This window comes from Aeromonas sp. 600886 (assembly GCF_049174935.1).
GTDB lineage: Bacteria > Pseudomonadota > Gammaproteobacteria > Enterobacterales > Aeromonadaceae > Aeromonas > Aeromonas veronii_A.
Genome location: NZ_JAAKUB010000003.1, coordinates 58,937 through 71,509, shown reverse-complemented (window position 1 = coordinate 71,509; position 12,573 = coordinate 58,937). Strand labels below are relative to the sequence as shown.

General features: G+C 52.1%; 9 protein-coding genes and 2 pseudogenes. 5 read left to right on the top strand and 6 right to left on the bottom strand.

Annotation, left to right across the window (positions count from 1 at the left end):
• Window positions 1-37 precede the first annotated feature (37 nt).
• Window positions 38-1,693 (top strand): HD domain-containing protein, encoded by a 1,656-nt coding sequence (locus G5179_RS03430; protein ID WP_421257874.1) that lies wholly within the window; start codon window positions 38-40, stop codon window positions 1,691-1,693.
• A 230-nt stretch (window positions 1,694-1,923) separates the two neighbouring features.
• The gene (locus tag G5179_RS03425; protein WP_421257873.1) at window positions 1,924-2,643 is read left to right on the top strand and encodes a hypothetical protein; all 720 of its coding nucleotides are present in this window, start codon (window positions 1,924-1,926) and stop codon (window positions 2,641-2,643) included.
• 76 nt (window positions 2,644-2,719) lie between these two features.
• Here G5179_RS03425 and G5179_RS03420 read toward each other — a convergent pair.
• Window positions 2,720-2,907: pseudogene (locus G5179_RS03420) on the bottom strand (hypothetical protein); the annotation flags it as partial.
• Between the two features lie 299 nt (window positions 2,908-3,206).
• Here G5179_RS03420 and G5179_RS03415 point away from each other — a divergent pair.
• The gene (locus G5179_RS03415; RefSeq protein ID WP_421257872.1) at window positions 3,207-3,743 is read left to right on the top strand and encodes a hypothetical protein; all 537 of its coding nucleotides are present in this window, start codon (window positions 3,207-3,209) and stop codon (window positions 3,741-3,743) included.
• Window positions 3,744-3,819: 76 nt separating this feature from the next.
• Here G5179_RS03415 and G5179_RS03410 read toward each other — a convergent pair whose 3' ends face one another.
• From G5179_RS03410 to G5179_RS03395, 4 genes are all read right to left on the bottom strand, one after another.
• Window positions 3,820-6,183, bottom strand: a complete 2,364-nt coding sequence (locus tag G5179_RS03410) for a YgiQ family radical SAM protein (RefSeq protein WP_421257871.1) — start codon at window positions 6,181-6,183, stop codon at window positions 3,820-3,822.
• Window positions 6,184-6,407: 224 nt separating this feature from the next.
• On the bottom strand, window positions 6,408-7,184 hold the full coding sequence (gene befA / locus G5179_RS03405) for a beta cell expansion factor BefA (RefSeq protein WP_323912847.1): 777 nt from the start codon (window positions 7,182-7,184) through the stop codon (window positions 6,408-6,410).
• 213 nt (window positions 7,185-7,397) lie between these two features.
• Window positions 7,398-8,837, bottom strand: a complete 1,440-nt coding sequence (gene pyk, locus G5179_RS03400; RefSeq protein ID WP_266134250.1) for a pyruvate kinase — start codon at window positions 8,835-8,837, stop codon at window positions 7,398-7,400.
• Between the two features lie 174 nt (window positions 8,838-9,011).
• The gene (locus tag G5179_RS03395; RefSeq protein WP_005347620.1) at window positions 9,012-9,869 is read right to left on the bottom strand and encodes a MurR/RpiR family transcriptional regulator; all 858 of its coding nucleotides are present in this window, start codon (window positions 9,867-9,869) and stop codon (window positions 9,012-9,014) included.
• 344 nt (window positions 9,870-10,213) lie between these two features.
• Here G5179_RS03395 and glk point away from each other — a divergent pair.
• Window positions 10,214-11,185, top strand: a pseudogene (glk, locus tag G5179_RS03390) (glucokinase); the annotation flags it as partial.
• A 205-nt stretch (window positions 11,186-11,390) separates the two neighbouring features.
• On the opposite strand, the gene G5179_RS03385 reads toward glk, so the two are convergent.
• The gene (locus tag G5179_RS03385; protein ID WP_216953138.1) at window positions 11,391-11,891 is read right to left on the bottom strand and encodes an SRPBCC family protein; all 501 of its coding nucleotides are present in this window, start codon (window positions 11,889-11,891) and stop codon (window positions 11,391-11,393) included.
• 155 nt (window positions 11,892-12,046) lie between these two features.
• Here G5179_RS03385 and G5179_RS03380 point away from each other — a divergent pair, with 155 nt between their 5' ends.
• On the top strand, window positions 12,047-12,469 hold the full coding sequence (locus G5179_RS03380; RefSeq protein WP_266134392.1) for a GNAT family N-acetyltransferase: 423 nt from the start codon (window positions 12,047-12,049) through the stop codon (window positions 12,467-12,469).
• The last annotated feature ends 104 nt before the right edge of the window (window positions 12,470-12,573 follow it).

The window sequence follows — 12,573 nt, the reverse complement described above, 5'->3', positions numbered from 1 at the left end:
TATAAATAACCACACCATTACATTTACCGAGAAAATCATGGATAACTACCAATTAACGGGCATATGGAAAAACACTCTAGGTCGGCAGTGTATTGAAAATCAATTAGCAATAAATAGACTAAAAGAGTCGTTTCTATCCTTCAGAGCTAACGTAATAACCTTGGCAAATGAAATAAGCAGAAGCCTCCCTGATTACACAGTGCACGATATAACACATATAGATGCTTTGTGGGAAATGGCTGATTGTATATGTGGTGTTGATTATGATTTAAATCCTGTGGAGGGGTTTATACTAGGAGGAGCATTTTTACTGCATGACCTTGCGATGTCTTTGGCCGCTTATCCTCAAGGAATAATAGAACTAGAAAAATTACAATTATGGAATGACACTATAGCTCAAAAGTGCAAACAATTAGATATCCCCATACCCACATCAAGTAAACACAATCAGCTACCAGAAAACATTCGTGAATATGTCATTTCCACAGTACTCCGTAAATTACATGCTAGCTCAGCTGAAAAGTTAGCTTTGAATGCATGGAAAAGTACAGCTGGAGACATTTTTCTAATTGATAATCCAGAGATACGCCAATCTTTTGGAAGAGTCATTGGAAGAATTGCGCATAGTCACTGGTGGGATATATCTAAGTTAGAGAATGAATTTTCAAGAGTTATTGGAGCACCGAGTTGGTGCCCTAGAAACTGGACAATAGACCCTCTAAAATTAGCATGCATAATACGTGTTTCAGATGCATCACATATCGATTCTAGACGAGCACCTCAATTTTTAAGAACACTAAGAAAATTATCACCAACCTCTGATGAACATTGGTGTTTTCAAGAAAAACTACAAAAACCGTATCTATCAGAAGATAGCCTTTTTTATACCAGTGGTTATTCGTTTAAATCTTCAGAAGCGTCATCGTGGTGGCTATGTTATGAAGCTCTAAAAATGATTGATAAAGAACTGCGTCAAACAGATGCTCTTCTGGCAGACCGGTCTATGAATAGATTTAAAGCAAAACGTGTATTTGGCATTGAATCCCCTGAGCGACTTTCATCCTTGATTCAGAGCGAAGACTGGACCCCTATTGACGCCTTTATTCACATAGGCGATCTTCCTAAAATAATCAGAAATCTTGGAGGGGAAGAGTTATATGGAAAAGACATGAGCGTACCGATAAGAGAGTTAATTCAAAATAGCTCAGATGCGATAAGAGCTAGAAGAAAACTAGAAAATCGGAGTGATGAATGGGGTTCAATTAAAATTTCGGTATATGTAGAAGATGACAATAAATATATAGAAGTTGAAGATGATGGCATCGGGATGTCATTAGAGGTTATTAAGCATTATTTATTTGATTTTGGTAATAGCTATTGGGGTTCTGAACTAATGCTAGAAGAGCACCCTGGGCTTATGGCAAAAGACATAAAAGCAACGGGAAAATATGGAATTGGTTTTTTTTCATCATTTATGATCGGTGATGATATTACAATAACAACCAGGAAGTGTAACAAAGCACAAGAGGATACTCATGTTATAGAATTTCGAAGTGGATTAAATGCAAGACCTATTATTAGAAATGCCATGCCACATGAATACCTAATTGATGGCGGTACTAAAATCAGAATAACCATAAACAATATAAAAAACTTTAATAAAATTTTTGAAGTATCTCCCAAAAAACACTAACATTATGTGAACTATGCACTGCTATTGCGCCAGCTTTAGATGTTGAATTAGTTATCACTGAAAAGGACAATGTTCAGCGCATACCAAAAGATAACTGGATTAAGTGTTCAAATCACGAATTTATAACCCTTCTAGCATCACTTACTCATCAGTACTTTGAAGACATTGAGTGTGCTGCTGACTTTTTACACATGGCCGCCGAAAATATTCAATTTGTGTACGATGACTCAATGCAAATTATAGGTCGTGCATTTCTGTCTCAAACAATGAGAGGTGACACACATAATCTAATGGGCTGTATGGTTGTAGGCGGCCTTGTAGAAACAAAAATGTCTGGTATAAGTGGAATACTAGTTGGCAAAAATACAAATGCGGCAAGAAATGACTCCATTCTCGTTGCCAGCAAAGAAACGATGTCTGCATGGGTATCTCAACAAGCACAATTAGCAACTAGACTATATGATCAAAAACAGCAGATGTATATATCTCAAGTTGTAAGAATGCTAAATGGCAACCCAGGTTCATTGCCTATTGCTTTCTTTGAAGGTAAATACATCAACTCTGTTGAGATAGAAGACATAATTAAAGATAAAGACGAAATAATCATTGTTGATGATTTCTTTTATAATTACAGAGCAAATGACTTTGATAATTTGATATATGAAAAAAATATTTTCTTCACTCCTATAAGTAGTGTGCCAAGTATATATCACAGCAAAAGATTTAATAGCATTAACGATTATACCGGTGAGCAATGGAACTTTAACTTAACCTGTGGTGGATTCATATCTGAAGTTGTATCTAAGGCTTGGAATATTGAGTTATCCAAATGTATAGACGTTATAGAATGGCGAAAGGAGAGAGAAAAAATTGTTATCGCTAAAAATAATGACAAAGAAATTTTAGAGCGAGGATATGTTTTTAACAGAGCGCAATTAACTTCCTCCTAACAACTAAAATATATTTTTTTAAAAGGCGACCATCTAGTCGCCTTTTTATTTCTATCGCGCTGCTAATCAGCAAATATCAACGCGCCGGTCGTTTGGGACCATTTCCTTTCGCTGCTGGCTTGCCGCCCTGAGCGGCGGGTTTGGCAGAGCCGGCACGGGTGGCGCCTTGCCCTTATGGGCGGGTTTGCCGGTCGGTTTGCTCTTGCCAGCATTCTGGCCTGCGCCTTGCGCGACGGGCTTTCCGTTCCCTTTACCCAGCTTGACGGCTTGTCATCAAAACGGTGGGAATCCCTGATCTATTTTCTTTTTGAGAGCGCTCATCCCTGCCAGCACAGAGTCGTCTCGTCGTCAGATGGAACAACCATTCGTAATCGACCGACAGGGGGATTTTGTGCAGAAAAATGATAAATTTCTGATGATTATCTCCATTCACGCTCACTAAGGCAGCTCCGTTTGAATTGCCGTGGGCAGCAGCGTAATATTTGGTGGTGCTAAGCCTCACACAGAAATGTGGTGGCTCAGGTTAAGATTTTCTTGATCCAATTTATATATGAAGGAGGCTTATGTATCCTGAAATAGAGAGATTTCTATTAACTGTCGAGCCTGATGAATCATTTATTAGCTTGCAAAAAAAACTCAGCAATGAAATAAAAAACAAATATTTTTCAAAGGATTTATTCATTGAGATATGCCGTTGGAAAAGCACAAGGAAAATAACATTGCAAAATAAAAACAGCACAGAAAAAATAAATGTAGTGATGTCTCAAGCCTTTAATAAATTACATGGTGATAAAAAAAGAATAGATACGTTATGCACATTAGATGGTGTTGCAGTTCCAACAGCTTCAGCATTTTTAACAATGTTTGATTCGAATCGCTACGGTGTGATTGATCTACATGCTTGGCAAGTTTTACACCGCATGAAAATAGTGACAAAAAAGCCAAGTGGAAAATCCTTGAGCACTCGCGACTATATTACATACCTAAATCAAATCAGAGCTATTGCAACAAATCTAAATGTAACCCCTCGTTTGGTAGATATTAGTTTAATGAAAGAAAACCAAAGAATTGAAGGTCGTTCAAGTAGTTCCTGTGCTTGACAGAAAAATATATTTAAAACAATAGGCGACCATCCGGTCGCCTTTATTATTTCTATCGATTTCCAATCAGGAAATATTACCGTGCCGGTCGCTTGCCACCATTGCCTTTAGCCGCAGGCTTGCCGCCTTGAGCTACGGGTTTTGCCCCCGGCTTGGCAGAGCCAGCGCGGGTTGGCGCCTTGCCCTTATGGGCAGGTTTTCCGGCAGGTTTGCTTTTACCAGCATTCTGGCCAGCACTCTTGCCTTCGCCCTGTGCGGCCGGTTTGCCATTAGCCGCCCCTTTCTGCAGCTGGGAACCCACCGGCTTGCCGCCCGTCGGCTTGTTGCCTGCACCATTGCCACGCTGGTGACTGATGTTGCTGTGGCGAGTCAGGGCCGGTTTCATGCCTTTGCCAGTGGCGGCGCGCTCGTTGCGCCCTTCCGCTGGCACCAGGCAACCCGGGCCATTGCCAATCAGGTGGCCCTTGCCCATGGCGAGCAGGGCTTCGCGGATCATCGGCCAGCCTGCGGGGTCGTGGTAGCGCAGCAGCGCCTTGTGCAGACGGCGACGGCGCTCGCCCTTGGCAACAAACACATCGCCACCGGTGCGGCTCACCTTGTTCAACGGGTTTTTCTCCGTGTAATACATGGTGGTGGCGTTGGCGAGCGGCGACGGATAGAAGTTCTGCACCTGATCGAGCTTGAAGCGGTTCTCTTTGACCCAGAGCGCCAGATTGACCATGTCTTCGTCTGTGGTGCCCGGGTGGGCGGAGATGAAGTAGGGGATCAGGTACTGCTGCTTGCCCGCCTCTTTGGAGTATTTATCGAACAACTCCTTGAACTGGTAGTAGCTGCCCATGCCCGGCTTCATCATCTTGGAGAGGGGCCCCTCCTCGGTGTGTTCCGGCGCGATCTTGAGGTAGCCGCCGACGTGGTACTTAGCCAGCTCCTTGATATAGCGGGGATCTTCCACCGCGATGTCGTAACGCACGCCGGAGGCGATCAGGATCTTCTTGATCCCCTTGAGGTCGCGCGCCTTGCGATAGAGGTTGATGGTCGGGCTGTGGTCGGTGTCCATGTGCGGGCAGATGGTGGGCCAGACACAGGAGGCGCGACGGCAGGTCTGCTCGGCCTTGGGGCTCTTGCAGCGCAACTTGTACATGTTGGCGGTGGGGCCGCCGAGATCCGAGATGACGCCGGTAAAGCCCGGCACCTTGTCGCGGATATCTTCGATTTCTTTGAGGATCGACTCTTCCGAGCGGCTCTGGATGATGCGCCCTTCGTGCTCGGTGATGGAACAGAAGGAGCAGCCGCCAAAACAGCCGCGCATGATGTTGACCGAGGTCTTGATCATCTCGAAGGCGGGGATCTTCTCGTTGCCATAGGCCGGGTGCGGCACCCGCTGGTAGGGCAGGCCGAATACGCCGTCCATCTCCTCGGTTTCGAGCGGGAAGGCGGGCGGGTTGACCCAGACGATGCGATCGCCGTGAGCCTGCGCCAAGGCGCGGGCACAGCCGGGGTTGGTCTCGTGGTGCAGAATGCGCGAGGCGTGGGCGTAGAGCACCTTGTCCTCTTTGACCCGCTCGAACGCCGGCAGCTTCACATAGGTTTTTTCCCACGGCTTGGGCTTGGGCGGCTGCACCAGCACAGGCTGGGCTTCCTGCGCGGCAGGTGCCGCTTCGGTGGCGTCGTCCGAGCATGGGGCCCCTTCCATATAGGGGTTCATGATGGGATCGATGCGGCCAATCTGGTCGAGCTTGCTCGAATCCACCCCTTTCCAACCCGGCAGCGGCTCCTTGCGGATGACGGCGGTGCCGCGAATATCCTGCATGGTGTCGATGGTCTCCCCCGCCGCGATACGGTGAGCCACTTCCACCAGCGGCCGCTCGGCGTTGCCGTAAATCAGGATATCGGCCTTGGCATCGAGCAGGATGGAGCGGCGGATGGTCTCGGACCAGTAATCGTAGTGGGCGATGCGGCGCAGCGACGCCTCGATGCCGCCGATGACGACGGGGACCTCCTTGAAGGCCTCCTTGCAGCGCTGGGTATAGACCAGGGTGGCGCGATCCGGCCGCTTGCCGCCCACATCCCCCGGGGTGTAGGCGTCGTCGTGGCGCAGCTTTTTGTCGGAGGTGTAGCGGTTGATCATGGAGTCCATGTTACCCGCGGTCACCCCGAAGAAGAGGTTCGGTTTGCCCAGACGCATAAAGTCATCCTTCGATGACCAGTCCGGTTGGGCGATGATGCCGACCCGAAAGCCCTGCGCCTCCAGCATGCGGCCGATGACCGCCATGCCGAAGCTCGGGTGATCCACGTAGGCATCCCCCGTCACCAGAATGACGTCGCAGCTGTCCCAACCGAGCTTGTCCATCTCTTTGCGGGACATGGGCAGGAAGGGCGCCGTGCCGTAGCACTCGGCCCAATAGCGGGGATAGGAGAAAAGGTTGGGTACCGGCTGCATTTTGAACACCTGGAAAAATTCGGGTCGCGCATTATACCGGTTGCGGCCAAGGGGAGCGATGGCTTTTTGTCCCCAGCATTCGCGCGGGAAAAGGCGCTTTGCCATCCAACACCCGCATCACGCCACCACAAACAAGCACGCCCGCAGGATGAGTGCGGGCGATCTTTGACTGCAACTGCCGCACGGTGAGCAGGGCAAATGCCGAGGGCTCACCGCCTGAATGGTTACTGACTCAAATCCTTGTCGATCCAGTATTTGGAGCCGGAGATGTTGGCATCGAACAGCAATCCCTTCTCGCCGATCTGGTAGATGGCCATGCCGCCGTTGTATTTGGCGGTAAGCTCGGCGCTCTCCTTGCCAGCTACCACGCCCACTTCGGAAGTGGCCTCCCAACCCTGGGTCACGAAGGCATCGAATCTGGCTTTGTCTTCAAACAGGATCACCTGCTGATAGAACTTGCCACCGATACCGGCCGCCAGCCCCGCGCCAAACATCTTCATATAGGTGTGTTTGCCACTCTTGCGATTGATGGCCACCCCGGCGCCCTGATTGGTATGCAGCATCAGGGAGAACTTGCGCGAATCGAATACTGCGTAGCCATACGCCTTGTCAAACAGCAACTTGGCTGAAGGCTGTTCATTGAACAGGCGCACCAGTGCCGTGTCGGCCATGGTGTTGAGCGCCACCCGCGCCTCCTGCGGGGTTTTGGGCTCCAGCATCTCGTCGAGCTTCTTGTCGGCTACCTTCAGCCACTCCTTGCCAGTGGCGATGCTCTTGTCGGTCCAGACCCCGGCGGTATTGAACGCCTCTTCACCCCAGGCAGAGATGGAGGCCCAGCTCTTTTTGGAGAAGTCGCTGACATCCTGCCATACCTCCTTGCTAGTCTCACTCACGGCGGTGCCGAGATCGGCGGCGGCAGCCTTCAGTTTCTCCCAGTCGGCATGGCTGGGTGACACCACCAACGTCAGTGACAGGGCCAGCAACCAGTTACGCTTGTTCATTTTTTCACTCCCGTATTGTCGAGTGTCTGGGTTACCCGGTGCGATCCCCTACAACGGGCTACCCGGTGAAAATCACTCCCGCATTATCGGAAGGGGAATCCGGTTAAGCAATCATTGAGTCCTGTTTATCCCGCCAAAGCGCGACAGCCGTTAATAAAAAGGCTGCTCATCAGAGAGGAGCAGCCTTGTTGAACACTGTGAAACCGGACGGGCTTATTCGACCATCATCACCTTGCAGGTGTTGGTACTGCCGACGGTTTCCATCTTGTCACCGTGGGTCAGCAGTACCATGTCCCCGCTTTGCAGCAGCCCCTTATCCTTGAGCACGGCCAGCGCGTCGCGGCACACTTCGTAGACCGGTTTGGTCTCGTCACCGTCGAACAGCACCGGGGTCACACCACGGTAGAGGTTGGCCCAGGCCAGGGTCTTGTTGTGGGGGGACATGGCGAAGATCGGCAGACCGGAGCTGATACGGGACATCAGCAGCGGCGTGGTGCCCGATTCGGTCAGCGCCACGATCGCCTTGACCCCTTCCAGGTGGTTGGCTGCGTACATGGTGGACATGGCAACCGCCTCTTCCACCGAGGTGAAGGTGTAGCTCATGCGGTGGTTGGAGACGTTCAGGCTCGGGTGCTTTTCGGCACCGACACAGACGCTCGCCATGGAGGTGACCGTCTCGATGGGGAACTGACCGGCAGCGGTTTCGGCAGAGAGCATCACCGCATCGGTACCATCCAGCACGGCGTTGGCGACGTCCATCACTTCTGCACGAGTCGGCAGCGGCGCGTTGATCATCGATTCCATCATCTGGGTAGCGGTGATCACCACACGGTTGAGACGACGGGAGTGACGGATCAGCTTCTTCTGCACGCCAACCAGCTCGGGGTCACCGATCTCGACGCCCAGATCGCCACGGGCAACCATCACGGCATCGGAACCGAGGATGATATCTTCCATCGCCTCATCGGTGGCGACGGTCTCGGCGCGCTCGACCTTGGCCACGATCTTGGCATTGGAGCCAGCTTCGCGAGCCAGTTCGCGGGCGTAACGCAGATCATCACCGCAGCGCGGGAAGGAGACGGCCAGATAATCCACGTTCATCAGCGCGGCTGTCTTGATATCTTCCTTGTCTTTCTCGGTCAGGGCTGGCGCAGAGAGACCGCCCCCTTTCTTGTTGATGCCCTTGTTGTTGGAGAGAGGGCCCGCCACGGTCACAGTAGTATGGATGCGGGTGCCTTCGACGCTCTCGACTTTCAGTTGTACACGGCCATCGTCCAGCAGCAGGATGTCACCCGGCACCACATCATTTGGCAGGCTCTTGTAGTCGATACCAACCTGCTCCTGACAGCCTTCACCCTTGCCCAGGGCTGCATCCAGCACGAACTTGTCACCGATGGCGAGATAGATCTTGCCATCCTTGAAGGTGGATACACGGATTTTCGGGCCTTGCAGGTCACCCATGATGGCAACGTGGCGGCCGAGCTTGGCAGCAATGTCACGCACCTGATTGGCGCGCTGGATATGATCTTCAGGAGTGCCGTGAGAGAAGTTCATCCGCACCATGTCGGCGCCGGCGCGGATAATCCCTTCGAGGATCCCTTCGCGGTCGGTGGCCGGACCAAGTGTGGTTACAATCTTTGTACGTCTAGGCATGAAAGACTCCAATATGAAGTTGAGATAACTTGAGATTCTGCCCCATCAAACCGATGGCTCGATGCACCCGCTTGCAAACCATCCGGGTGGTTTTTGTTATTAAGTTACAATACCACATCAAGACTACACCAAGGAGGGTGGCATAGACAGTCGGGGGCCAAAGCCCCCGACGATTCAGGAAGAGTGTGGTGTTTCAAAGCGGGATTCGCGCAATCCCTCTTTTACCTTCTTCAGGTTTTCACGAAATTTCATCCCCCGGCGCAGGGTAAATCCGGTTGCCAGCACATCCACCAGCGCCAGCTGCGCAATGCGGGAAGCCATCGGCATGTAGACATCGGTATCTTCCGGCACATCCATGGAGAGCACCAGGTTGCACTCGCGCGCCAGTGGGGAATCCTTGGCGGTCATGCCGATGACGGTGGCGTCGTTCTCGCGCGCCAGCGCGGCGATCTCGACCAGCGCCTTGGTGCGGCCGGTATGGGAGATCAGCACCACCACATCTCCTTCGCTGCTGTTGATGCAGCTCATGCGCATCATGACGATATCGTCAAAGCTCACCACCGGGATATTGAAGCGGAAGAACTTGTTCTGGGCATCGCGGGCAACGGCTGAGGAGGCGCCAAGACCAAAGAAGCTTATCTTCTTGGACTGGGTCAGGATATCGACACAGCGGTTGATGGCCGAGATATCCAGGCTGTTCTTGGCGGCATCCAGACAAGCCATGGTGGATTCGAAGATTTTGGCCGTGTAGGTATCGGGGCCGTCTTCTGCTTCCACATGACGATTGACGTAAGGAGTGCCATTGGCCAGGCTCTGGGCCAGATGGAGTTTGAAATCGGGGAAGCCTTTGGTATCGAGGCGACGGCAAAAACGGTTGACGGTCGGTTCACTGACGTCGGCCATTTTGGCCAGGGCGGCGATGCTGGAGTGGATGGCGGTCTGGGGAGACGCCAGGATCACCTCGGCAACCTTGCGTTCTGATTTACTGAAACTTTCCAGGTTGTTCGTAATTTTATCAAGGGTATTCATCATCACCACCAGACGTTTTTGTAATTTAGCTTCAGTGTCTTTGCACTAAATCTACGGCTAAGCAGGTTTCCAATCAAGCTGATGACTATACAAGACAAGCGGTTATCGCAACTAACGCCTGCCGTACAAAGTATGACTCATCTCTAATTATTTCGTACTTTTCGTTACAAAACGTCACCTCGCTGTGAAACCGCTTACAAATGTTGCAAAGCAACAACACTGTGAGCAGGCGCACGTTTGTATCGATCCGGCGGGTGAGTGAGCCTGAGCTCGGATAGAATGGGCCGTCATAATCCAACAATAATGTCGGGACACCACAGTCGTCCCCATCCTGTAACGAAGGAGTTGTTATGCAGCATACCCATGCGCTGGTCGGCGATGTCGGCGGTACCAATGCGCGTCTGGCCCTGTGTGAGCTGGCCACCGGTACTATCTCTCAGGCAAAGACCTACTCAGGTCTGGCCCATCCCAGCCTTGAAGCCGTGGTTCGCCTCTATCTGGAGGAACACAAGGTCGAGGTGGCTGAAGCCTGCATCGCCATCGCCTGCCCCATCAATGGTGACTGGGTCGCCATGACCAACCACAGCTGGGAGTTCTCCATCAGCGAGATGCAGAACAATCTCGGGCTGGCACGCCTGCAAGTAATCAACGACTTTACCGCGGTCTCGATGGCGGTACCGGTATTGGCCGAATCGGATCGCATCCAGCTGGGCGGCGCCGCACCGGTGGCTGGCAAACCCATCGCTATCTATGGAGCGGGCACCGGCCTTGGGGTTGCGCATCTGGTCAAGGCGGGCGATCAGTGGTTGAGCCTGCCGGGCGAAGGGGGTCATGTGGATTTTGCCGCCAACACCGAAGAGGAAGATGCGGTGCTGCAGGTGATGCGTGGCGAACTGGGCCATGTCTCGGCCGAGCGTTTCTTATCCGGCCCGGGCCTGGTCAATCTCTATCGCGGGCTGGTGAAATCCGATGGTCGTGAGCCGGAGCCGTTCGCCCCTAAAGACATTACCGAACGTGCGCTGGCGGGCGAGTGTCTGGATTGCCGCCGCACCCTGAGCCTGTTCTGCGTGCTGATGGGCCGCTTTGCCGGCAACCTGGCGCTCAATATGGGCACCTTTGGCGGCGTCTATATTGCGGGTGGGATAGTGCCGCGCTTCCAGGAGTTCTTCACCAGTTCCGGTTTCCGGGTTGCCTTTGAAGACAAGGGCCGTTTCAAATCCTACCTCAAGGATATTCCGGTATTCCTGATCACCCATGAAGGGCCTGGCCTGCTCGGCGCTGGCGCTTACCTGCGCCAGTCGATGGGGATTACCATCTGATTGTAAGGTGGAGTGAAACTGAAACATCCGTGGTTCAGCATCGATTCAGTGTGGATGGCATATAGTAGTGGCACGTAACCAAGAGGGTTGTACTTCACAAGGAGTGGAAAGCGACTCTCATCCGCTGGATACGTTTGTCACCTGACAAGCCTGAACTGTTTCAACCGGCCTTTTGGCCGGTTTTTTTTATCTCTGTGCCCCGAAACTACTGGGACAACGCCTTCAGCTGTGCCTTGTCGGGCGGGTTGTTCCAGTCGATGGGGCCGTGGGTAAAGCGGTACTGCAGCCGTGGCAGGCTGGTCTCCAGCCACTCTTCCCTAAAGTAGGCATACCCCTGATTCCAGTCAGGATCATTGGCCCAACCGGTTTGCAGGAAGTAGAGGCGAGTGCCCTGCCCTTCCGGCACAAAGCGCAGACAAACCTGAGTCTTCTGCTGACGAATATGGGGTAGGCTGGGCGGAAAATTCCAGCTAAAGCTGAGCAAATCATAGGGCATGACGGCCATGACCCTGCACCCTTCACTGCCCCGTTCACCCAGTGGAGCATCCGGCCTGAAGTAGATTTCGAAGGGGCCATTCGGTTCGGCTACCATCAAACACTCGGGAGCCAGAAAACTGCGCAGACCACTCTCTGTCGTCCAGGCGTGCCACACGTCATCGATATGAGCCGGAACAAAAATGTTGCCTTCAATCTGTTTATTGTCCATAAATCAACAATCCTCACGCCATCCATACAGGGGACTTCGGCAGTATAGCCCCATGACAAATGTATTGGACAGCCCTTAATCACACCCTTGTCATTTGCCCCAGATAACCTTGCCCGCGTGCAACAGGGAACAGTGACCGCCCTTGGGAGAGCATGATGATCAGGCGCATGGAAGAACGTGATATCACCCCGCTGGCCAAGCTGTTTTTACAAGGCCGCAGACAAACCTTTCACTGGGTAGACCCCTCCCTGTTTCACCTGGATGACTTTATCGAGCAGACCCGGGGAGAAGAGATATGGGTGGCTGAGCGAGGGGGGACGCTCTGCGGATTTATCGCCGTATGGCAACCCGATCACTTTGTGCATCATTTGTACGTTGCGAGCGACTGGCATGGTCAGGGGATTGGGCGAGCGCTGCTCGAACATGGTCTGGCAAATAATCCCCGCACGGCATCACTCAAGGTGGCAACCCGCAATACGGCGGCCGTGGCCTTCTATCATCGGCTTGGCTGGCAGCATGGCGACGAGACCGGGTACTGCGAGCTCACCGGTCCCTGGTGCAAGCTGTGTCGTGAGTAGACAACAGCTCTCCAGACTGTCATGCATGGGCCCGTAAAGGGAAAATATCGATCCGGGATTGCATGGCAGAATATGAGAACACCACGACCCCCCGTTGCGCGCGT